Here is a 22,133-nt window from a genome sequence, read left to right on the forward strand (position 1 = left end):
TGGTCATGCGACCAACCTACCCGGCGCCGGTCGCCCGCGCCCCCGGCTCGGGGCTCGGGCGACCGGCGTCACACCGACGGTCAGGCCTGTTCCGGGTCGGAGCGCCCCTCGTCGTCGTCGGGGACCTCCAGCGCCTGCTCGACGACGTCCGCCTCGTCGGCCGCGCCCGTGCGGTCCGGGCGCGGGACGGGCGGCTTGTACTCGTCGGCCTCGTGCTCGTCGGGCTCCTCGACCGTCTCGCCGAGGGTCTCGTCCAGCGCGCCGGGCGTCTCCTCGGGAGCGTCCAGGCCCGCGTCGCGCCAGGCGTCGTGTCCGGGGACCGTGCTCATGGTGCCTCCTCGCAGGTCGGTGGGGTGCGTCCCCATCGTGTCCCGCCCCCCGCGGGTTCGCCACCCGCCGGCCGCCCCGGCTCAGCGCCCCGTCGGCGCAGTCGGCAGCAGCGCCCACGCCACGTGCGGCCAGCCGCCCAGCGCGGCGGTCAGCGCGTCCCGGACCTCGCCCGCCTCGGGCGGGTCGAGCAGCGCCCGGACGGGCACGGTGTGCAGCGCGGCGCTCCCCGGCTCGTAGACCACCGCGTCGCCCTCCTCGCCCGCGCCGTCGGCCCACGTCAGCAGCACCACGTGGCGCGGGATCGCCGTGTCGAGGCCGCGTCCGACGTCGCCGCCGGTGAACAGCGGGACGGGCACGCCCGCCCGGGCCGAGTCCACCGCCGTCGCGAGGACCTCCCGGCTCGACGGCCGACGGCGGCCCCGGCGCGCCGGCTCGTCCCGGACCGGACGCGGTGCAGGCCCCGGCTCCGGCCGCCCGACCACGCGGTGCGTGTACCGGACGTCGCCGAACCGGGCCGTGGCCGCGGCGCCCCAGGGCGGCGTGCCGAACCTCTCGGGCCAGCTGGTCACGAGAAGCCCTCGCCGGTTGGTGGCCCTCCTGGTCGCCCGCTGGAGCGCGGCCCAGCCCTCCTCCACGTCCCCGGCGGCGAGGCGCGCGGCCAGCCGCGGGTCGCCCGCGAGCGCCAGCATCGAGAGCACGGCGGAACCGCACGTGGTCCCGTCGACCTGCCGCGCGGGGACGCTGGTCCCCTCGAACGAGGGCAGGGTCAGGCGGCGCGGCTTCCCGACCACGCCGGCCCCCCGCTCCCGCGCGAGCGGGTCCAGGACGGCCTTGCGCCGCGCGGGCGGCACGCCGTCGTGGAGGGGAGCGACGTCGTCGGGCAGCGCACGGCCGACGACGCCCGCGAGGCCCTCCGCGAGGGCCGCCACGGGCGGGATCGCGGGCAGCGCGCCCGAGAAGGCGCCGAGGGCGCGCAGGACGGACGAAAGGCGCAGGCTGGACTTCACGGCGAGACCATATCCGTCGCCGAGGGAGTGCGCCCGGTCAGGCGATCCGGTCCAGGATCAGCGGCGAGGTCTCGACGGCGGTGCCCTCCGGAACCACCGACCACGCACCGTCGAGCGCCTCGAGGGCGCGGCCGAAGCGCTCGGGGGTGTCGGTGTGCAGGGTCAGCAGCGGCTGCCCGGCCACGACGGCGTCACCCGGGCGGGCGTGCCACTCCACGCCGGCCCCCGCCTGCACCGGGTCCTCCTTGCGGGCGCGGCCCGCGCCGAGACGCCAGGCCGCCACGCCGACCCCGTAGGCGTCGAGGGTGGCGAGCACGCCCGACGACGGCGCCACGACCGTCTCGGTCTCCTTCGCGACGGGGAGCGGAGCGTCGACGTCGCCACCCTGGGCCGCGATCATGGCCCGCCACGCGTCCATGGCGCGCCCGTCGGAGAGGGCGGCGCGGACGTCGTCGGCCCCCGCGGGCCGGCCGGCGGCCGCGAGCATCTCGACGGCGAGGGCGACGGTCAGCTCGACCACGTCGGCCGGGCCTCCCCCGGCGAGCACCTCGACCGACTCGCGCACCTCGAGGGCGTTCCCCGCGGTGAGGCCCAGCGGCACCGACATGTCGGTGAGCAGGGCGACGGTGCGCACGCCGGCGTCCGTGCCGAGGTCGACCATGGTGCGGGCGAGCTCGCGCGCGTCCTCCACGGTCTTCATGAAGGCGCCGGAGCCCACCTTGACGTCGAGCACGAGCGCGCCCGTGCCCTCGGCGATCTTCTTCGACATGATCGACGACGCGATGAGCGGGATCGCCTCGACAGTCCCGGTCACGTCGCGCAGGGCGTACAGCTTGCGGTCGGCGGGGGCGAGGCCCGAGCCCGCGGCGCAGATGACCGCGCCCACGGAGTCGAGCTGCGCCATGAGCTCGTCGTTCGACAGCGCCGCCCGCCAGCCCGGGATGGACTCGAGCTTGTCGAGCGTGCCACCCGTGTGGCCGAGCCCGCGGCCGGAGAGCTGCGGCACCGCCACGTCGAACGCCGCGACGAGCGGCGCGAGCGGCAGCGTGATCTTGTCGCCCACGCCGCCGGTGGAGTGCTTGTCGGCCGTGGGGCGCGAGAGCCCGGCGAACGACATCCGCTCGCCGGTCGCGATCATCGCGGCCGTCCAGCCGGCCACCTCGGCACGCGTCATCCCGTTGAGGAGGATCGCCATCGCGAGGGCGCTCATCTGCTCCTCGGCCACCACGCCCCGGGTGTAGGCGTCCACCACCCAGTCGATCTGCTCCGGGGCGAGGACGCCCCCGTCGCGCTTGGTGCGGATGACGTCGACGGCGTCGAACTGCTCGGTACCCATAGCCTTACTCTCCCTCACGGACCGCGAGGTCCTCCGGTCCGAACGCCTGCGGCAGCACCTCGGACATCGGCAGGACGCCGCGCGGCGTGTCCACGAGCAGCTCGGGGCCGCCGTGCTCCCAGAGCAGCTGGCGGCAGCGGCCGCACGGCATGATCGCCGTGCCGTCGCGGTTCACGCAGGCGAAGGCGACGAGCCGGCCGCCCCCGCCCGTGATCAGGGCGGAGACGAGCGAGCACTCGGCACACAGCGTCACGCCGTAGGCGGCGTTCTCGACGTTGCAGCCCACCAGGAGCCGCCCGTCGTCCGCGTAGGCCGCGGCCCCCACGGGGAAACCGGAGTAGGGGGCGTAGGCACGCAGCATGACGTCCCGGGCGGCCTCCCGCAGAGACTCCCAGTCGATGGTCACGGTCATCCCTTCACGTAGGGGATGCCCTCGGCGGCCGGCGGGCGGGACCGGCCCACGAGCCCCGCGACGGCGAGGATGGTGACGACGTACGGCACCATGAGCATGAACTGGCTCGGCACGGGCGAGCCCACGACGGACAGCACGCTCTGCAGGTTCGACGCGAAGCCGAAGAGCAGGCCGGCCAGGGCGGCACGCACCGGGTGCCACTTGCCGAAGATGACCGCCGCGAGCGCGATGAAGCCCGCGCCCGCCGTCATCTCGCGGTTGAACTGGCTGAGCGACACCACCGTGTAGAAGGAGCCGCCCAGGCCCGCGACGGCACCGGCCCAGAGCAGCGCGTTGTAGCGCGTGCGGACCACGTCGATGCCCACGGTGTCGGCGGCGAGGGGGTGCTCCCCCACGGCACGGACGCGCAGACCCCAGCGTGTGCGGAACAGCGCGAACCACACGAGGCCGACGGCCAGGAACATGAGGTACACGATGATCGTCTGGTCGAACAGCACCGGGCCGATCACGGGGATGCGCTCCAGCAGCGGGATGCCGACCCGCGGGAAGCGCGTGGTCGCATTGAGCGTCTCGGTGGCCGGCTGGAGCACCTGCGAGTACAGGAAGCTCGTGAGGCCGATGACCAGCACGTTGAGCACCACGCCGACGATGACCTGGTTGACGTGGTACGTGATGGTGAACAGGCCGAGCACCAGCGAGACGAGCATTCCGGCCAGCACCGCGGCGAGCGCGCCCGCGTAGGGCGAGTCGGTCAGCGAGCCCACGATCGCGGCGGTGAACGCCCCCGCGAGCAGCTGGCCCTCGATGGCGATGTTGACGATGCCGACGCGCTCGCTCAGCACGCCGCCGAGGGCGCCGTAGACGAGCGGCACGGAGAGGAGCACGGCACCGCTGAGCAGGCCCACGATCGACAGGTCGCGCGGGCTGCCCGCGGCGGCCCAGGCGAGGAAGCCGAGCAGGATCGCGAACGCGGCCGCTCCCGGGAGCCAGGCCGGCGTGCGGCGGCCGCGGGCGGTGAGGAGCGCAGACCCGGCCGACGCGAGCGCGGCCACCACGAAGCACACCCAGGCGGTGGCCGCGGCGGGCACCACGATCACGGGGATGGTGAAGAAGTCGCCCGACGTCGACAGCGCGAACCGAGCGTCCCCCGCGTGCGGCGCGAGGAGCAGCAGCACGGCGAACAGCACCGTCACGACGCCGAGCGTCACGGCGGTCTTCCAGGAGACCTGGGCGACCTGGCGCGCCTCGGTCTCGGGCGCCTGCGGCGCCTCCACGGTCGCGGCGGTCACGCCGTCACCTCCTTCTTCTTCGCTGCCCGACGACGGTCTGCCGCACCCGGGCGCTTCCGCGCGCCCGGGACGGGGAGCCGGAAGATGGCACGGACGAGGGGCGGGGCGGCGATGAACAGCACGATGAGCGACTGGACGACGAGCACGATCTCGTCCGGGACGCCCTCCGAGACCTGCATGGTGGAACCGCCGGCCTTGAACGCGCCGAACAGGATGCCGGCCGCGAGGACACCCCAGGGGCCGGAGCCGCCCAGGAGCGCCACGGTGATGGCGTCGAAGCCGATGCCGGCGTCGATGTCGGAGCTGAAGCCCGTGGTCACCGAGCCGAGCACCTGGCTCGCACCGGCCAGGCCGACGAGCCCGCCCGCGAGCAGCATGGCTGTGGTGGTCGCACGCGGCACGTCGATGCCGGCGACGCGGGCCGCCCGCGGGTTCTCGCCCACCGCCCGGAACTCGAAGCCCATGCTGGACCGGTTGAGCAGCCACCACACGCCCACGACGGCGAGCAGCGCGAGGACGAAGCCCCAGTGCAGGTTGAACCGCTCCCCCAGGAGGCCCGGCAGCTGCGCCGACTCCGCCGTCGGCGGCGTCTTCGGGTTGGCCGAGCCGGGGGCCTGCAGCAGGCCGGGCGTCGACAGCAGGTAGAAGACGAGGTAGAAGCCCACGTAGTTGAGCATGATCGTGACGATCACTTCGTGGGCGCCGGTGCGCGCCTTGAGGAGGCCGGCGATACCGGCCCAGAGGGCGCCCGCGGCGATGCCGGCGACGAGCGCCAGCAGCAGGTGCAGCGGGAACGGCAGGCCCTTCACACCGAAGCCGATCCAGCCCGCGGCTGCCGCGGCCAGCAGCATCTGCCCCTGCCCGCCGATGTTGAACAGGCCGGCCCGGAACGCGACGGCGACGCCGAGGCCCGCGGCGATCAGCGGCGTCGCATAGTTCAGCGTCTCGGTCAGCGGCCGGATCGCCTGGACGAACGACTCCGCGCGCGAGTTGTAGACGGCGCCGCGGAACAGCGCCGAGTAGGCACCGCCGATGGCGTCGCCCAGCGCGGCGAACGTGTCGCTCGGACGGCTGAAGAAGTAGACGGAGGCCTCCTGGACGCCCTCGTCGGTGAACGCGATCATCACGGAGCCCACCAGGACGGCGAGGACGACGGCGCCGACAGCCACCGTCCAGCGCGCCGAGGCGATCTCCTGGAGCGCGGTGGCCCAGCGGTCCTGGGTCGGCTCGTGCTCGGTGTCCGGACCCGCGGTCATGCGGCGCCCCCTTCTGCGTCCTGGGGCACGATGCCCGCCATCATCATGCCGAGGACGTCGCGCGGCGTGGTGCCGGGGACGATCCCCACGACCCGGCCCCGGTACATGACCATGATCCGGTCGGCGAGCGCGACGGCCTCGTCGAGCTCGGTGGACACGACGACCACGGGTACCCCGGCGTCGCGCGTGGCGACGATGCGCTTGTGGATGAACTCGATGGACCCGACGTCGACGCCGCGGGTGGGCTGGGCCGCCACGAACAGGCGCAGGTCGCGGGACAGCTCGCGGGCGAGGACCACCTTCTGCTGGTTGCCGCCCGAGAGGCGGCCTACGGCGGTGTCGATCCCCTGGGTGCGCACGTCGAACTCGGCGACCTTCTCGCGCGCGAACCGGTCGCGCTCCGCGAGCTGCAGGGCTCCGTTGCGCACGAACGGCGGGCCGTCGGCCCGGTCGAGCATGAGGTTCTCGGCGATGGTGAACTCGCCGACGAGCCCGTCGTGGGTGCGGTCCTCGGGGACGAACCCGACGCCGGCGTCGAGGACGGAGCGCACGGAGCGCCCGGCCAGCTCGGCGCCGTCGAGCCGGATGCTGCCGGTGACGTTCTGCTGGAGGCCGATGAGGGCCTCGGTGAGCTCCGTCTGGCCGTTGCCCTGTACACCCGCCACGACGAGGATCTCGCCGCCGCGCACGTCGAAGGAGACGTCGTCCACCAGGACAGCGCCCGTCTCGCTCGTGACCACGAGGTTCTCGACGGTGAGGCCTGTGTCGGCGACCACCGGCGCGTCCTTCTGCACGGTGAGCGACACGGCACGGCCCACCATGAGCGACGCCAGCTCGGCGTCGGTGGCCGTGGGGCTGGCCTCGCCGACGATCTTGCCGAGGCGCACCACGGTGATCTTGTCGGCCACCTCGCGGACCTCGCGGAGCTTGTGGGTGATGAAGACGATGGCCGCGCCGTCGTCGCGCAGCTGGCGCATGATCCCCATGAGCTCGTCCGTCTCCTGGGGGGTGAGCACGGCGGTGGGCTCGTCGAACACGAGCACGTCCGCGTCGCGCGACAGCGCCTTGATGATCTCGACGCGCTGCTGCACGCCCACGGGGAGGTCCTCGACCACGGCGTCGGGGTCCACGTGGAAGCCGAAGCGGGCGGAGATCTCGCGGACCCGGGCCCGCGCGGCCTCGAGGTCGAGCACGCCCGCGCCCTTGGTCTGCTCGTGTCCCAGCATGACGTTCTCCGCCACGGTGAACACGGGGACCAGCATGAAGTGCTGGTGCACCATGCCGATGCCGGCCGCCATCGCGTCGCCGGGCCCGGAGAAGCTCTGGACCTCGTCGTCCAGGAGGATCTGGCCCTCGTCGGCGGTGTACAGGCCGTACAGCACGTTCATCAGCGTCGACTTGCCGGCGCCGTTCTCACCCAGGAGACAGTGGATCTCTCCCGGCTCGACCACCAGGTCGATGTGGTCGTTGGCGACGAGCGCACCGAAGCGCTTGGTGATGCCACGCAGCTCGAGCCGCATTCTCTCGTCCTTCCCTGCTCGTCCTCGTGGGAGAGCCCGGTCAACAAAGCAGGACCCGGGGGGATCCGGCCCAGGACAAGCCTAGGCTGGTCCCCCCGGGACCCGTGGTGCACTAGCGGGCGACGAACGTCACTCGCCGAGGTAGGACTTGACCTCGACCTCGCCGGCGATGATGGCCTCCTTGAGAGCGGCCACCTCGTCGACGAGCGCCGGGTCGACCTTGTCCTCGAAGTTGTGCAGCGGCGCGATGTCCACGCCACCGTTCTCCAGCGTGCCGACGTACGCCTCGGGGTCGAAGTTGCCCTCGCCCGCGGCCACGACAGCCTCCGTCGTGGAGACGTCCATCTTCTTGAGGATCGACGTCAGGACGATGTCCTGGGTGGTCGGGTCCGTCTCGTAGAAGTCGGCGTCGACGCCCACGAGGGCGATCTCGCGACCCGAGTCCTGGATCGCGGCGATCGCGGACTGGTAGATGGGGCCACCGACCGGCAGGATCACGTCGACGCCCTGGTCGATGATGTTCTTGGCGGTGGTCTTGGCCGTCTCGTTGGCCTCGAAGCCGCCGGTGAAGGAGCCGTCGGTGCCGTCCCAGCCGATGACCTCGACCGCGGCGCCCTTCTCGGCGTTGTAGTGGTCGACGCCCTGCTTGAAGCCGTCCATGAAGATGCTCACGGTCGGGAAGTTCTGACCGCCGAAGGTGCCGACCTTGCCGGCCTCCGAGTAGCCCGCGGCGAGGTAGCCGGCGAGGAACGCCGCCTCGGCCGTGTTGTACAGGAGCGGCTTGATGTTCTCCGCGTCCTTGGTGCCGTCGAAGTCGTTGTCCGCGGCGTCGTCGATGAGGATGTACTCGAGCTCCGGGTTCGCGGTCGCCGACTCGACGGTCGCGGCCGACAGCGCGAAGCCGACGGTCACGATCGTGTCGCAGCCCTCGCCCACGAGGGACTCGAGGTTGCCCTTGTAGTCGCTCTCGGAGGCCGACTCGACGTCACGAAGCTCGGTGCCGAGCTGCTCCGCAGCGGCCTCCACGCCCTCGAAGCTGAGCTGGTTGAAGCTCTTGTCGTCGAAACCGCCGGCGTCGGAGACGATGCAGGGCAGGTAGTCGGCAGCAGCCGACGTCTCCCCACCGGTCGACTCCTCGGGGGCGGCGCCGCACGCGGCGAGCGTGAGAGCGGCCGCACCGGCCAGCGCGGTGAGCGCAACAGCCTTCTTCACCTGATGCTCCTGTCGATGAGGTTCAGCAGGGCCACGGACGGGCCCCATACCGCACCGAGCCTAGCCAGCACATCGGGCGTCTCGCGTTTCGGGACGGTAACGGGGACGAGTCGTTACCGAAGCGTCACCACGGAGGTGGGCGAATTCGGGCAGAGGTCAGGGACAGACCCTCAGCGGGCCGCGAGCTGGGCCAGCATCCGCACGCCCACGCCGATCGCCCGCTCGTCCACCACGAGGTCGCCCCGGTGGAGGTCGTGCGTGGCCCCGCCGGGCGTCCGGGTGCCGAGCCGCGCCATCGTCCCGGGGATCTTGGTGAGGTACCAGGCGAAGTCCTCGCCACCCATGGACTGCTCGGTCAGCACGACGGCGGCCGGGTCCACGGCCTCGCGCACGGCGGCCTCGAGGTCGCCCGTCACGTCGGCGTCGTTCTCCACCGGCGGCACGCCGCGCGTGTGGTGAACCGTGACGTCCACCTCGTAGGGCCGCACCACCTGCTCGACGACGTCGCGCAGCAGGCGGCCCGCCTGCTCCCACGCCCGCACGTCCAGGCAGCGGAGGGTGCCCTTGACGGTGCCCGTGGACGGGATCGCGTTGGGCGAGCTGCCCGCCCGGACGGCGCCCCAGGTGAGGTTGACGCCGGAGCGCGGGTCGAGGCGACGACCGAGCACCGCCGGGACCTGGGTGATGACCTGGCCCAGCGCGTAGACGACGTCGCCCGTCAGGTGGGGGCGCGACGTGTGCCCGCCGGTCGACGACACCGTCACGGAGACGGAGTCGGACGCCGACGTGATGGGGCCGATCCGCGTGCCGACCTGGCCCACGTCGAGCTTGGGCTCGCAGTGCACGGCGGCGATGCGGTCGACGCCGTCGAGCTCGCCCGAGGCGAGGACGTCGAGCGCACCCCCGGGGAACACCTCCTCGGCGGGCTGGAAGAACAGCCGGACCCCGCGGGTGAGCAGCCCCTCCTCGTGGAGGCGGGCGAGCACCAGGCCGGCGCCCAGGACCACGGTCGTGTGCACGTCGTGGCCGCAGGCGTGGGTCACGCCCGGGGTGGTCGACGCCCACGCGACCCCCGACGTCTCCTGCAGCGGCAGGGCGTCGAGGTCGGCGCGCAGGCCGAACCTGCCGGGCCCTGCCGGACCGAGGTCGCAGACGAGTCCCGTCCCGTCGAGCAGGCGGGGCTCCAGCCCGGCCGCGCGCAGCCGGTCGGCCAGCACCGCGGTGGTCCGCACCTCGGACCGCGAGACCTCGGGGTGGGCGTGCACGTCCCGGCGGAAGGCGATCAGCTCGTCCTCGAGACCAGGAGCCAGCGCGCGCACGCGATCTGCCAGCGCGCCGCGTGCCTCTCGCGCGATGGCTGCCAAGGTGCTGTCGTCGGCCTGTGCCGACCGGTCGCTCGAAACGATCTGATCCAGTTCCGCGAGGGTCACAGGGTTCACCCGGACGAGGGTACTCCGGGCCGCGGTGACTCGCGTCACAACGTTCCGCATCGTGGGACGCGGCGGTGGACAGGGCGTTGCGGGCAGCGCCGCGCCGCGATCAGGCGATCATGCAGCGGATCCGGCCGGATCTGCTGCACGATCGCCTGATCGCGGGCGATCACGACCAGGTTCAGAGCAGCTCGTCGAGCCCTCGCGCCCGGACGGCGTCCACGACGGACTTGACCTGCTGGGCGCGGGCCCGGGTCGTCACCAGGAGCGCGTCCGGGGTGTCCACGACCACCACGTCGTCCAGCCCGAGCACCGCGACGAGCCGCCCGGCCGCGGGCACCACGACGGAGCCGGCGCTGTCGATCCGGATCACGTCCGAGGGGTCGCCGAGCACCTTCGAGCCGGCGTCGTCGGCCGAGGGCAGCAGGGCCGCGAGGGAGTTGAAGTCGCCCACGTCGTCCCAGCCGAACGTCCCCGGGACCACGGCGACCCCGCCGACCGCGGCGACGGGCTCGGCCACCGCGTGGTCGATGGCGATGCGCTCCAGCCCGGGCCAGACGTCGGCCACCACCTTGGCCCGGTGGTCCGTGTCCCAGGCCGCGGCGATCTCCCGCAGCCCGTCGTGAAGCGCCGGGCGCTGCTCCGCCAGGTGCCCGAGCAGCACCGAGGTGCGGACGATGAACATCCCGGCGTTCCAGCGGTACTCGCCCGACCCGAGGTACTGGCGCGCCGTCTCGGCGTCCGGCTTCTCGGTGAAGCCCCGCGCGTGCATCGCCGTCGGCGCACCCTCCACTCCCAGGAGCGCCCCGCTGCGGACATAGCCGAAGGCCGTGGACGGCCGCGAGGCCGCGATCCCGATCGTGACCACGTAACCCGCCCGCGCGGCAGCGATCCCCTCACGGACCGCCTGCTCGAACGCCGACTGCCCCGACAGCACCTGGTCCGCGGCGAACGAGCCGATCACCACGTCGCCGTGGCGACGTTCCAGCACGGCCGCCGCCAGCCCGATGGCCGCCATGGAGTCACGCGGCGACGGCTCGGCCAGGACCGCGTCGTCCGCCAGGCCAGGGACCTGGGTCCGCGCAGCGGCGACGTGGTGCTCACCGGTCACCAGCACCACGCCGTCCGCGCCTGCGAGCGGGGTGAGCCGGTCCACCGTGGCCTGGAGCAGCGTGCGGCCCGAGCCGGTGAGGTCGTGCAGGAACTTTGGCGACCGGTTCCGCGAGACGGGCCACAGCCGCGTCCCGGCGCCGCCGGCCGGGATCACGGCGTAGAAGCCGTCGATGGGCGCATCGGAGGTCCCGCGGGCGTCGATGGTCATGGCGGCATCATAATGACGAGCGTTTTTGCTCCGACATCTCCCCTGTGGATTAGGTCACAGAAGCGACGCGGTATCGCCCGAGAACGGCCTCCGGCGACCATTGACAGGACCGGATGTCATTACAGTGGGATCGCCCGCTCGAACGAAGCCATTGGAGGCTTTCACAGTGCCTACCGCACCAGCAGGCACGCTCTACCGCGGCCGCGAAGGCATGTGGTCGTGGGTCGCGCACCGCGTGACAGGCGTGCTGATCTTCTTCTTCTTGCTCGTGCACGTGCTCGACACCGCGCTGGTGCGCGTGTCGCCCGAGGCGTACAACGCCGTCATCGGCACGTACCAGACCCCGATCATGGGGCTGGGCGAGGCCGGCCTCGTGGCCGCCATCGTGTTCCACGCCTTCAACGGCCTGCGCGTCATCCTCGTGGACTTCTGGGCCAAGGGGCCCAAGTACCAGCGGGTCATGCTCTGGGTCGTCCTGGGCCTCTTCGTCGTGACGATGGCGGGCTTCCTGCCGCGTCACCTCATGAACGTGTTCGGAGGTGGCCACTGATGGCCTACGGGACCTCTGCGGTGGCCAAGGTCGACTCGCCCCGCTCCCCCTACGTCCGTCGCAGGACGACGCGCGGCAACTACGAGCTGTACTCCTGGGTCTTCATGCGGGCGTCCGGCGTGGTGCTCATCGTGCTGATCTTCGGGCACCTCTTCGTCAACCTCATGGTGGGCGAGGGCGTGCACGCCATCGACTTCGGCTTCGTCGCCGGCAAGTGGGCCAACCCGATGTGGCAGGTCTGGGACCTGCTGATGCTGTGGCTCGCCATGATCCACGGCACCAACGGCGTCCGCACCATCATCAACGACTACGCGCAGAAGGACCTCACGCGCGGCGTCCTCAAGAGCCTGCTCTACCTCGCGTTCGTCATCGTGGTGGTGCTCGGCACGCTCGTCATCTTCACGTTCGACCCGTGCCCGCCGAACGCCCCGGAACACCTCATCGCCTCGTTCTGCCCTGCGCGCTGAGCACCACTCCCCAGCCCCACTCTTCACTAGCAGGAGGCATCGAGCCCGATGCAGACCCATCAGTACGACGTCGTGATCGTCGGCGCAGGCGGCGCCGGGATGCGCGCCGCCCTCGAGGCGTCCAAGGACGCCCGCACCGCTGTGATCTCCAAGCTCTACCCCACCCGGTCCCACACCGGTGCCGCCCAGGGCGGCATGGCTGCGGCCCTCGCGAACGTCGAGGAGGACAACTGGGAGTGGCACACCTTCGACACCGTCAAGGGCGGTGACTACCTCGTCGACCAGGACGCGGCCGAGATCCTCGCCAAGGAGGCCATCGAGTCCGTCCTCGACCTGGAGAAGATGGGCCTGCCGTTCAACCGCACGCCCGAGGGCAAGATCGACCAGCGCCGGTTCGGCGGCCACACGCGCGACCACGGCCAGTCCGCCGTGCGCCGCGCCTGCTACGCCGCGGACCGCACCGGCCACATGATCCTGCAGACGCTGTACCAGAACTGCGTCAAGCAGGAGGTGGAGTTCTTCAACGAGTTCTACGTGCTGGACCTCATCACGGACCACGACCTGGCGGCAGAGGACGTGCCCGAGGGCGTGGAGGTGAACGCGACCGGCGTGGTCGCCTACGACCTCGCCACGGGCGAGATCCACGTGTTCCAGGCCAAGGCGATCATCTTCGCCACCGGCGGCGCGGGCAAGATCTTCAAGACCACCTCGAACGCCCACACCCTCACCGGTGACGGCATGGCCCTGGCCTACCGTCGCGGCCTGCCGCTCGAGGACATGGAGTTCTTCCAGTTCCACCCGACGGGCCTCGCCGGCCTCGGCATCCTCCTCTCGGAGGCGGCGCGCGGCGAGGGCGGCATCCTCCGCAACGCGGACGGCGAGCGCTTCATGGAGCGCTACGCCCCCACCATCAAGGACCTGGCGCCGCGCGACATCGTCGCCCGCTCCATGGCCAACGAGGTGCGCGAGGGCCGCGGCGCCGGACCGAACAAGGACTACGTCCTGCTCGACCTCACGCACCTCGAGCCGGCGCACATCGACGCCAAGCTCCCGGACATCACCGAGTTCGCACGGACGTACCTGGGCATCGAGCCGTACACGGAGCCCGTGCCGGTCTACCCCACCGCCCACTACGCCATGGGCGGCGTCCCGACCAACGTCCAGGGCGAGGTCCTGCGCAACGGCAAGGACGTCGTCAAGGGCCTGTACGCGGCCGGCGAGGTCGCATGCGTGTCGGTGCACGGTTCCAACCGGCTGGGCACCAACTCGCTGCTCGACATCAACGTCTTCGGCAAGCGCGCCGGCCGGTCGGCCGCCGCGTACGCGAAGACGGCGTCGTTCCGCGAGCTGCCCGAGGACCCCACCGTGTCCGTCGTGGCGCAGCTCGACGAGATGCGCAACCGTCCCGACGGGGACCGCGTGGCGGACGTCCGCAAGGCGCTCCAGGAGACCATGGACGCCAACGCGCAGGTGTTCCGCACCGGCGAGTCGCTCAACCAGGCGCTGGCCGACATCCGCGACCTGCGCAAGCGCTATCAGAACGTGTCGGTCCAGGACAAGGGCCGCCTGTTCAACACGGACCTCCTCGAGGCGATCGAGCTGGGCTTCCTGCTCGACATCGCCGAGGTGACGGTCGTCGCGGCGATCAACCGCAAGGAGTCCCGCGGCGGCCACTACCGCGAGGACTTCCCGGACCGTGACGACACGAACTACATGCTGCACACGATGGCCTACCGTCGCCCCACGGCGGCGGCGGACCAGGCCGAAGGGCACGTCAAGGGCTACTTCGACCACGTCGAGGAGTTCGACGGCTACAAGGTCGTCCTGGGCTCCAAGCCAGTGACCCAGACCCGGTACGAGCCGATGGAGCGTAAGTACTGATGACTGCCACCCTGGAGAGCACGGCGGCGGCCCCGGAGACCGCAAAGGCCGGAGCCATCCCCTCCTTCGAGGTCACGCTCCGCGTGCGCCGCTACAACCCCGAGTCGGAGCACGGTGAGGAGTCCTTCTGGGACGAGTACACCGTCACGGCGCACGGGACGGACCGCGTCCTGGACGCGCTCCACAAGATCAAGTGGGAGCACGACGGCTCGCTGACGTTCCGCCGCTCGTGCGCGCACGGCGTGTGCGGCTCGGACGCGATGCGCATCAACGGCCGCAACCGCCTGGCGTGCAAGACGCTCCTCAAGGACGTCAACCCCGACAAGCCGATCACCGTCGAGCCGATCAAGGGCCTGCCGGTCGTCAAGGACCTCGTGGTCGACATGGAGCCGTTCTTCGCCTCCTACCGCGAGATCATGCCGTTCCTCATCACCAACGGGAACGAGCCCACGAAGGAGCGCATCCAGTCCCCCGAGGACCGCGCGCGCTTCGACGACACGACCAAGTGCATCCTGTGCGCGGCGTGCACGTCGTCCTGCCCGGTGTTCTGGACCGACGGACAGTACTTCGGCCCCGCGGCGATCGTGAACGCCCACCGGTTCATCTTCGACAGCCGTGACGAGGGCGGCCAGCAGCGGCTGGAGATCCTCAACGACAAGGAGGGCGTGTGGCGCTGCCGCACCACCTTCAACTGCACCGAGGCGTGCCCCCGCGGCATCGAGGTCACCAAGGCGATCCAGGAGGTCAAGCGCGCGATGATCACCCGCGCGTTCTGATCGTCCTGGCCGAGGCCCGGCCGGACTCCTCCGGCCGGGCCTCTGCCATCCAGGCACACGCCAGCAGCAGCACGCGCCCCAGGAAGTTGACCAGCACCAGGACGGTCACCACGACGGCGAAGGACCCGAGCAGAGCGTTGCGCGACGCCCCGCCGACGATCACGGCCGTCCCGAGGTAGCGCAGCCCTCCGGCCACCACGGCGACCGCCAGCGAGCCCAGGAGCAGGTCCTGCGCCGGAGGCCGGACCCCGGCCACGAGGTGGAGCACACCCACCACCACGAGCGCGTCGAGCGCCAGCCCCACGAGCAGGCCCAGCACGCGCACCGTCGCCGTGGACACGGAGCCCGTGACCCCTACGGCCTCCAGCAACTGCGGGGTCAGGCTCGAGATCGCGACGCTGAGGCCCGCGGCGGTGAGCACCGCCACCCCGAGCAGCACGAAGCCTCCGAGCTGGACGAGGCGCGTGATCACGGGGTTGGGCTGGTCGTCGCCGAGGTCGAACATGGCCCGGACCGCGGTCCGCAGCGCCCCCATGAAGCCGGTGGCCGAGAAGAGCAGCACCAGGACGGCCACGACGGACGTGACGCTCAGAGCCGTCGACACCATCAGGTCCTGCGGCTCGAGGGCTCCGCCGCCGCCCCTGTCGACGAGGCCCGGGACCCACAGGTCCACCTCGTCCAGCACGGCGTCGCGGACGGTCGGGTTGCCGCCCAGGACGCGCATGAGGATCGTGTAGCCGATGGCGAGCGCCGCGAAGAGCGAGAAGAGCGCCGCGTAGGCCATGCCGCCGCACAGCAGGGACCCGTTGCGGTCGTCGTACCGCGTGATCGCCCGGCCCGGCCGCGACGCCTGCCAGCGTTCCCACAGGTCCTTGCCACGATCGACGAGTCGGTTCACCCTCCCGACCCTAGGTCAGCCGCGGCGACGGCTCCAGGCGTCGAGGGCACGCCCGACGAGGCCGGCACCCTGCCGCCCGGGGTGCGCGACGGCGTCGTCGGGCAGGCCGCGCAGGTCGAAGCGGCGCTGCGGACGCCACACGCCGTCGTCGCCGTGCTCGTACTGCCAGAACGCCGTGACGTCGAAGTCGGCCTCGTAGCCGGCCATGGCGTCGAAGGCGTCGTCGAGCTGGTCGTCGGGCACCTCGTGCGCGATGGTCACGTGCGGGTGGTAGTTGAACCGCAGCTCCTGGGCGAGGACGCCGGAGCGCACCGCCGTCTCGAGCCGCTCGCACTCCGCGATGCCCTGAGCCACCGCCACGAACACCACCGGCGACACCGGGCGGAACGTCGCCGTCCCCCGCAGGCGCATCCGGAACGGGGCCGCCTGCGCGGCGACCTCTTCCAGGTGTGCCCACGCCGCGGGCAGGTCCGCCTCGTCGAGGACCGTGGGCGGCAGCAGGGTGATGTGCGGGGGGACCGTCGCCGCGAGCGGGTCGCCGCAGGCGAAGCGCGCCGCGGAGAGCTGGGACGAGTACGGCTCGGGGATCTCGACGGCGATCCCGATCCGGACCTGGCCCGCCCCACGGTCCGGGATGTTCACCGCCGGCCCCTGGCGACACCTGCCGGCAGCAGCCCGAACCGTTCATAGACCCGGTCGATCACCGGCCGCGCGATCTCTCGCGCGCGCTCCGCGCCGTCCGCGAGGACGGCGTCGAGCTGGGCCGGGTCGGCGAGGTACGTGTCGGCACGCTTCTGGAACGGCTCGAGGAAGGAGACGACGGCGTCCGCGAGGTCCACCTTGAGGTAGCCGTAACCCCGCCCGTCGTACTCGGCGGCGATCGAGTCCACGTCGCGGCCCGTGACCGCGGAGAAGATCGTGAGGAGGTTCGAGATGCCGGGCTTGGCCGCCGGGTCGTACCGCACGCCGTAGGTCTCGTCCGCGTCGGTCACCGCGGACTTGATGGCCTTGGCAGCCTTCTTGGGGTCGTCCAGCAGCCAGACGACGCCCTTGCCGCCGCTGTTGGACTTGCTCATCTTGGCGGTGGGCTCCTGCAGGTCGTAGATCTTGGCCACGGCCTTCACGATGTGCGGCTCCGGCACCACCGCGGTCCCCTCGCCGAACCGCACGTTGAGACGCTCGGCGAGGTTGCGGGTCAGCTCCAGGTGCTGGCGCTGGTCCTCGCCCACGGGGACCAGCGCGGCGTCGTACAGGAGGATGTCGGCAGCCATGAGGACCGGATACGTGAAAAGGCCCACAGTGGTGCCCTCGGCGCCCTGCTTGGCCGACTTGTCCTTGAACTGCGTCATGCGCCCGGCCTCGCCGAAGCCGGTCTGGCACGACAGCAGCCAGGCCAGCTCCGCATGCTCCGCCACGTGGGACTGCACGAACAGGATGGACCGCTCCGGGTCGATCCCGCCGGCCAGGTACTGGGCGGCGGTGCGCCGCGTGCGCTCGCGCAGCTGCGACGGGTCCGGGTTCACGGTCAGCGCGTGCAGGTCGACCACGCAGTACAGCGCGTCATAGGCGTCCTGCAGAGCCACCCACTGCGAGAGCGCCCCGATGTAGTTGCCGAGGTGCAAGGAGCCGTCGGTGGGCTGCATGCCCGAGAAGATGCGCTGCTTCACGGGGTGCTCTGCGACCGCCGTCGGTGCAGGAGCGGTCGAGGGTTCAGACGACATGCCCCTCATTCTGGCAGGTCGTCCCTGCAGCACCGAATCCGCAGGGCGCCGGTGCCGGTCGTCGTCAGGTCGCCTCGTCGTCGAAGGGCGTGCGCACGCCGGCAGCCCCTGCGGCGGTGCCCGTGCCCGACGACGCCGCTGCCGCGGACCCGGCGGCCGCAGCCGTGCGGGACACCGTTCCGGAGCTCCAGGCGGGTGCGCCGGCCGAACCCAGCGGCGTGTCCTCGAGCAGGGCGTCGCGGACGATGCGCCGCGGGTCGTACTGCCTCGGGTCGAGCTTGGACCAGTCCACGTCGTGGAACTCGGGACCCAGCTCCTCGTCCACCCGCGACTTCGCGTCCTGCATCAGGACCTTGGCCCGGCGCACCCCGCGGGCGAGCTGCTCCGCGTAGGCGGGGAGCCGCTCGGGACCCACGACGAGGACCGCGACCACGAGGATCACGACGAATTCCCAGCCGTTGATGCCGAACACGGGCTACTCCTTCTCGACTCTGCACCCGGCCACGATCTGCTTGGACCCTGCGGGAGGCGCCACTAGAGCCTACCCGGCGTGCGCAGGGCCTCCGGTGCACGCGAGATGTCCTGAAGGTGTCGTCCCGGCGACACCTCGGCGACACGCCAGGCGGGCGGCGTCAGCCGCTCGTCCGCTCGTCGAGCACCACGCGCACGTCGCGCTCGTCGTCCCCGGACCGGACCCGGAGCGTCACCGGGTCGCCCGGCGCCTTGGCGCGGATGGCGACGATGAGCTCGTCGGACACCGAGACGGGCCGGCCGTCGATCGACAGGATGATGTCGCCCGCCCGGACGCCCGCCTGGTCGGCGGGGCCACCCGGCGAGACCGGTGGCTGCCCCTGGACCGTCTCCGTGCTGACCTGCACGCCCTCACCCTGGTACGTGGGATCGAGGAGCACGCCGATCACGGGGAAGGTCGCCTTGCCGGTCTCGATGAGCTGCTCCGCGGTGTGCCGCGCCTGGTTGGACGGGATCGCGAAGCCGAGGCCGATGTTGCCCGTGGCCGCGGACGTGCCCGGCGGCTGCGCGATCGCCGAGTTGATACCGATCACCTCGCCCGCCGCGTTCACGAGGGGGCCGCCGGAGTTGCCGGGGTTGATCGCGGCGTCGGTCTGGATCGCGTCGATGAACGCCGCCTCCGCGTCCTCGCCCGCCTTGACCGGGCGGTGCAGCGCGCTGACGATCCCCGTCGTGACGGTGGCGTCGAGGCCCAGCGGGGAGCCGACAGCCAGCACCGAGTCGCCCACGACCACCTGGTCGGAGTCGCCCAGGACCAGCGGGACGAGCCCCGACTCGTCGACCTTGATGACCGCCAGGTCGTAGTCGGCGGTGGCGCCCACCAGCGTGGCGGGCAGCTCGTGCCCGTCGGAGAAGCCGACGACGATCTGCGCGCCGCTCGCCGCCTCCGCGACCACGTGGTTGTTCGTGAGGATGTAACCGTCCTCCTTGAGCACCATGCCCGAGCCTGTCGCGACGCCCTGCGCCGCCTGCACCTGGATCGACACCACGCTCGGCAGCACCTGCTCGGCGATCGCGGCGACGGTGCCCGCCGGCCGGTCCACCACCGTGCCTCCGCCCACGGCGACCGGGAGGTCGGCGTCGGCGGGGCGTGAACCGTCACGCCAGTCGAGGAACGAGTACGCGCCCGTCCCGCCGAGGGCACCGGCCAGGAGGCCGAGCACCACCACGGCGGCCGCGCCCCGGGCACCCAGGCCGGGGCGGGGCGGGTCTGCGGGCCGTCCGGGCGCCCCAGGCGCCGCGAGCGGCGCAACGGGGGCTGTGGCGTACGACGAGGCGTCGCCGGCCCCGGCCGGGGCCTCGGCGGCGAGGACCGGCGGAGCGGGCGAGGACGGCGCCGGCACGGTCCACAGGCCGCTGCCGCGCGAGCCGCCCGGCACTCCGCCGTCGGGCACGTCGCTACCGCGAGCGTCGTCGCCCGGAGCATCAGTGCCCCGGGCCTCCGTGCGCTCGGCGTCCGTGCGCTCGGCGTCCGAGGTAGGGACCGCGGGCCCCGGCACCCCCGTCGGCGGCGCCTCCGCCTCGAGAGGGTCCGCGGCGTGCGGAGCCTGGGGTCGTGGGGGCGTGGGGGGCGCGAACGGGGTGTGCTCGGTCATGGACTCGCGATGGCTCCTGTCACGGTGGTCCACCCGCGGGCGATGCGAGGCAGGACCCCGGCATCGTAGCCGTGACCGGGAAACGCTGCCACGAGATCCTCGAGGACGTGGTCCGGGACCTGCGCCACCACGTCGACCACGAGGTCCTCCGACTGCCACGCGACGTGCGGCGGCTCGGTCGCCAGCAGGACGGCGTCCCGCCCGGCGACGTCGTACTCCTCCGCGCTCTCGGCGAGGCGCCCCACCTGCTCCCGCACGACGGCCTCGCCCTGCGGCCCGGCGAGGTCGATCTCCAGCACCTGGGCCTCTGCGCCGACCAGCCGCAGCGCGGTGATCTCGAACCCGTGCGGCAGGGACTCCGGGGCTGCCCAGCCGTTCTGCTCGATCCAGCCGAGCGCGCCGCTCGTCGGGTCGTCGGACGCGGAGGAGCTGAGTCGCGCGAGCACGTCCTCGCCGGCCGCGTTCTCGTGCGGGCCCACCCGGCCGAGGAGCGTCATCGACGCCTGCACCGACATGTCGGGGTCGACCACAGGAGCGTCGCCGAGCGTGAAGAGCGCCATGCCGAGCACCCCGATGCCACCCGCCCCGAGCGCCGTGATGCGCGCCGTACGCCGGCGGCGGTCCGAGCGGGGCAGGTTGCCGGAGAAGTCACCCTCGCCCGGATACGCGGGCGTCCACACCGCCGCGTACCGCTCGGGGCTGCGCAGCGGGTCGGCGTCGGCCGGAGGAATGCTGGCCTGCAGGGCCATGAGCCGCGCCATGAGGGCCGGGTCGGGCACCACGTCCCTGACCGACAGCAAGGCCCGCCGGGCGGAGCGTTCCGCGTCCAGCTCCCGGGCGCAGGCCCGGCAGACCGCCACGTGGGCGAGCGCCCGCTCGGTCTCGGCCGGGCTGAGCTGGCCGTCGGCCAGCGCGCTGAGCCAGGCCCCCAGGTGGCCGTTCATGACCGCCGCCCCACGTCGTGGGACTCCGCGCCGGGCGCGCGGTGCTCCAGGGACGCCCGCAGCTGCGCGCGGGCCCGGTGGATGCGCGACCGCACGGTGCCGAGCTTGACGCCGAGGGTGACGGCGATCTCCTCGTAGCTGAGACCCTCGATGTCGCACAGCACGACCGCGGCGCGGTACTCGGGCCGGAGCGCGTCGAGGGCCCTCTGCACGTCGTGGTCGAGGTTGGCATGCTCGAACCCGCGCTCCGGGCGGCCGAGGTCACCGGTGTCGGCGACCGCGCCGTCGTCGTCCCCCATGGCCTCCATGCGGATGCGGCGCTTACGGCGCGTGGAGTCCAGGAAGAGGTTGGTCGTGATGCGGTGCAGCCAGCCCTCGAACGTACCGGGGGTGTAGCTGGAGAGGGAGCGGAACACCCGGATGAACGTCTCCTGGGTGAGGTCCTCCGCGTCCTGCTTGTTGCCGGTGAGGCGGAAGGCGAGCCGGTACACGCGCGCCGAGTGCTCCCGGACGATCGCCTCCCACGAGGGAGGCTCCCAGGGGACGGGCGCGACGACCGGGCCTGCCTCGGCCAGGGGTCGCTCGGGGATGCTCACGGGGTTCATCGTCTCCCACAACGCGTCACTCGCTCCAGTGGTTCCCGCCCGGCGGTAGCCTGGCGACACACATCGACGCCACCCGGAGGATCCCCATCACCACGGACCTCGAGACCGCCCACGGCAAGGCCGCGGGCTGGGTCTACAGCGAGTCCTTCGTCCCGGAGGACGACGTGCTGCTCCGTGCCCGCGAACGGGCCGCCGAGCTGGGCTGCGCGGCGGTGCTGCCCGGCGCCGGCGCGCTGCTGCGCGTGATGGCGGCGGCGCTCGGAGCGCGGGCGGTCGTCGAGGTGGGCACCGGGGCCGGCGTCGCCGCCCTCTGGCTGCTGCGCGGCATGCCCGAGGACGGTCAGCTCACCACCATCGACCTGGAGGTGGAGCACCAGCGCGCGGCACGCGCGGCGTTCGCGGAGGCCGGCATCCGGCCGGGGCGTACCCGCATCATCCCGGGGCGGGCGAGCGAGGTGCTGCCGCGGCTGACCGACGGCGCGTACGACCTCGTGCTGGTGGCCTCGGACCCGCACGGCTACCCCGAGCACGTGGAGGAGGCGCTGCGCCTGCTGCGCCCCGGCGGGGTGCTGGCCGTGGACGGCGCCCTCCACCACGACCGGGTGGCGGACCCCGCCCGGCGGGACGAGCTCACCACGATCGTGCGGGAGGTCGGCCGCTCGCTGCGCAGCGACGAGCGGGTGCTGCCTGCTCTGGTCCCGAGCGGCGACGGGCTGCTCCTGGCCGTCCGCCGCTGAGCTCTCCGGGACACGGAGCGACGGGGACGGCCAGGGCTGGTTGAACGGCTCGTCCGTCAGGAGACGACGGCCTGGAGAGCCTCGCCGAGCTCGCTGGCCTCGGTCGCGTTGAGCTCGACGACCAGGCGACCCCCGCCCTCGAGCGGGACCCGCATGACGATGCCGCGCCCCTCCTTGGTGACCTCCAGCGGCCCGTCACCCGTTCGCGGCTTCATCGCAGCCATCTGTGGCTCTCCCATTCCGTTGTCCGGTAACTCACGGCGTGCTGTGCCCCCGAATGAGTGACCGGGCGCACCGCCTCATTCTAGTTCACAC

The 22,133-nt window shown here is 72.4% G+C and carries 23 protein-coding genes; 5 read left to right on the top strand and 18 right to left on the bottom strand.

The window, feature by feature from the left end:
• Positions 1–80: 80 nt before the first annotated feature.
• The 10 genes from AC060K_RS09235 to AC060K_RS09280 form a co-directional block, all read right to left on the bottom strand.
• Positions 81–329: a hypothetical protein gene (locus AC060K_RS09235; protein ID WP_483765140.1), complete on the bottom strand. Its 249-nt coding sequence runs from the start codon at positions 327–329 to the stop codon at positions 81–83.
• Between the two features lie 81 nt (positions 330–410).
• Positions 411–1,337: a hypothetical protein gene (locus AC060K_RS09240; RefSeq protein ID WP_483765141.1), complete on the bottom strand. Its 927-nt coding sequence runs from the start codon at positions 1,335–1,337 to the stop codon at positions 411–413.
• Between the two features lie 37 nt (positions 1,338–1,374).
• On the bottom strand, positions 1,375–2,673 hold the full coding sequence (locus AC060K_RS09245; RefSeq protein WP_483765142.1) for a thymidine phosphorylase: 1,299 nt from the start codon (positions 2,671–2,673) through the stop codon (positions 1,375–1,377).
• Positions 2,674–2,677: 4 nt separating this feature from the next.
• Positions 2,678–3,085, bottom strand: coding sequence for a cytidine deaminase (locus AC060K_RS09250; protein WP_483765143.1), 408 nt, complete (start codon positions 3,083–3,085; stop codon positions 2,678–2,680).
• Entirely contained in the window at positions 3,082–4,374 is a 1,293-nt protein-coding gene (locus AC060K_RS09255; protein WP_483765144.1) for an ABC transporter permease, read from the bottom strand. The genes AC060K_RS09250 and AC060K_RS09255 overlap by 4 nt, the downstream gene beginning before the upstream one ends.
• Entirely contained in the window at positions 4,371–5,630 is a 1,260-nt protein-coding gene (locus AC060K_RS09260) for an ABC transporter permease (RefSeq protein WP_483765145.1), read from the bottom strand. Before AC060K_RS09260 ends, AC060K_RS09255 begins: the two co-directional genes overlap by 4 nt.
• On the bottom strand, positions 5,627–7,150 hold the full coding sequence (locus AC060K_RS09265; protein ID WP_483765146.1) for an ABC transporter ATP-binding protein: 1,524 nt from the start codon (positions 7,148–7,150) through the stop codon (positions 5,627–5,629). The genes AC060K_RS09260 and AC060K_RS09265 overlap by 4 nt, the downstream gene beginning before the upstream one ends.
• Before the next feature lie 129 nt (positions 7,151–7,279).
• Positions 7,280–8,362 carry a BMP family lipoprotein gene (locus AC060K_RS09270; protein WP_483765147.1) on the bottom strand — a complete coding sequence of 361 codons (1,083 nt, stop codon included), beginning with the start codon at positions 8,360–8,362 and terminating at the stop codon, positions 7,280–7,282.
• Positions 8,363–8,532: 170 nt separating this feature from the next.
• Positions 8,533–9,726, bottom strand: a complete 1,194-nt coding sequence (locus AC060K_RS09275) for an amidohydrolase (protein ID WP_483765225.1) — start codon at positions 9,724–9,726, stop codon at positions 8,533–8,535.
• Between the two features lie 247 nt (positions 9,727–9,973).
• Positions 9,974–11,113: a mannose-1-phosphate guanylyltransferase gene (locus AC060K_RS09280; protein ID WP_483765148.1), complete on the bottom strand. Its 1,140-nt coding sequence runs from the start codon at positions 11,111–11,113 to the stop codon at positions 9,974–9,976.
• Positions 11,114–11,279: 166 nt separating this feature from the next.
• Here AC060K_RS09280 and sdhC point away from each other — a divergent pair, with 166 nt between their 5' ends.
• The 4 genes from sdhC to AC060K_RS09300 are packed head-to-tail and all read left to right on the top strand — an operon-like array spanning position 11,280 to position 14,787.
• Positions 11,280–11,663 carry a succinate dehydrogenase, cytochrome b556 subunit gene (gene sdhC / locus AC060K_RS09285; protein WP_483765149.1) on the top strand — a complete coding sequence of 128 codons (384 nt, stop codon included), beginning with the start codon at positions 11,280–11,282 and terminating at the stop codon, positions 11,661–11,663.
• Positions 11,663–12,130, top strand: coding sequence for a succinate dehydrogenase hydrophobic membrane anchor subunit (locus tag AC060K_RS09290; protein WP_483765150.1), 468 nt, complete (start codon positions 11,663–11,665; stop codon positions 12,128–12,130). Before sdhC ends, AC060K_RS09290 begins: the two co-directional genes overlap by 1 nt.
• 48 nt (positions 12,131–12,178) lie before the next feature.
• On the top strand, positions 12,179–14,011 hold the full coding sequence (gene sdhA / locus AC060K_RS09295; RefSeq protein WP_483765151.1) for a succinate dehydrogenase flavoprotein subunit: 1,833 nt from the start codon (positions 12,179–12,181) through the stop codon (positions 14,009–14,011).
• Positions 14,011–14,787: a succinate dehydrogenase iron-sulfur subunit gene (locus AC060K_RS09300; RefSeq protein WP_483765152.1), complete on the top strand. Its 777-nt coding sequence runs from the start codon at positions 14,011–14,013 to the stop codon at positions 14,785–14,787. Before sdhA ends, AC060K_RS09300 begins: the two co-directional genes overlap by 1 nt.
• Here AC060K_RS09300 and AC060K_RS09305 read toward each other — a convergent pair.
• The 7 genes from AC060K_RS09305 to sigE form a co-directional block, all read right to left on the bottom strand.
• Positions 14,771–15,685, bottom strand: a complete 915-nt coding sequence (locus AC060K_RS09305; protein ID WP_483765153.1) for a YihY/virulence factor BrkB family protein — start codon at positions 15,683–15,685, stop codon at positions 14,771–14,773. The genes AC060K_RS09300 and AC060K_RS09305 overlap by 17 nt on opposite strands.
• 15 nt (positions 15,686–15,700) lie before the next feature.
• Positions 15,701–16,327 carry a 2'-5' RNA ligase family protein gene (locus tag AC060K_RS09310; protein ID WP_483765154.1) on the bottom strand — a complete coding sequence of 209 codons (627 nt, stop codon included), beginning with the start codon at positions 16,325–16,327 and terminating at the stop codon, positions 15,701–15,703.
• Positions 16,324–17,406, bottom strand: a complete 1,083-nt coding sequence (gene trpS / locus AC060K_RS09315) for a tryptophan--tRNA ligase (RefSeq protein WP_483765155.1) — start codon at positions 17,404–17,406, stop codon at positions 16,324–16,326. Before trpS ends, AC060K_RS09310 begins: the two co-directional genes overlap by 4 nt.
• Positions 17,407–17,470: 64 nt before the next feature.
• Complete coding sequence (locus AC060K_RS09320; RefSeq protein ID WP_483765156.1) at positions 17,471–17,878, bottom strand: twin-arginine translocase TatA/TatE family subunit; 408 nt, start codon at positions 17,876–17,878, stop codon at positions 17,471–17,473.
• 160 nt (positions 17,879–18,038) lie between these two features.
• Positions 18,039–19,532, bottom strand: coding sequence for a S1C family serine protease (locus AC060K_RS09325; protein WP_483765157.1), 1,494 nt, complete (start codon positions 19,530–19,532; stop codon positions 18,039–18,041).
• On the bottom strand, positions 19,529–20,476 hold the full coding sequence (locus AC060K_RS09330) for an anti-sigma factor family protein (protein ID WP_483765158.1): 948 nt from the start codon (positions 20,474–20,476) through the stop codon (positions 19,529–19,531). The genes AC060K_RS09325 and AC060K_RS09330 overlap by 4 nt, the downstream gene beginning before the upstream one ends.
• On the bottom strand, positions 20,473–21,081 hold the full coding sequence (gene sigE, locus AC060K_RS09335; RefSeq protein ID WP_483765159.1) for an RNA polymerase sigma factor SigE: 609 nt from the start codon (positions 21,079–21,081) through the stop codon (positions 20,473–20,475). The genes AC060K_RS09330 and sigE overlap by 4 nt, the downstream gene beginning before the upstream one ends.
• 164 nt (positions 21,082–21,245) lie before the next feature.
• Between sigE and AC060K_RS09340 the strand changes: the two genes are divergently transcribed.
• Positions 21,246–21,818: an O-methyltransferase gene (locus tag AC060K_RS09340; RefSeq protein WP_483765160.1), complete on the top strand. Its 573-nt coding sequence runs from the start codon at positions 21,246–21,248 to the stop codon at positions 21,816–21,818.
• Positions 21,819–21,874: 56 nt separating this feature from the next.
• Here the strand turns inward: AC060K_RS09340 and AC060K_RS09345 are convergent, their stop codons facing one another.
• The gene (locus tag AC060K_RS09345) at positions 21,875–22,042 is read right to left on the bottom strand and encodes a DUF3117 domain-containing protein (RefSeq protein ID WP_125774222.1); all 168 of its coding nucleotides are present in this window, start codon (positions 22,040–22,042) and stop codon (positions 21,875–21,877) included.
• Positions 22,043–22,133: the final 91 nt, after the last annotated feature.

The organism is Antribacter sp. NEAU-D49, assembly GCF_057158775.1.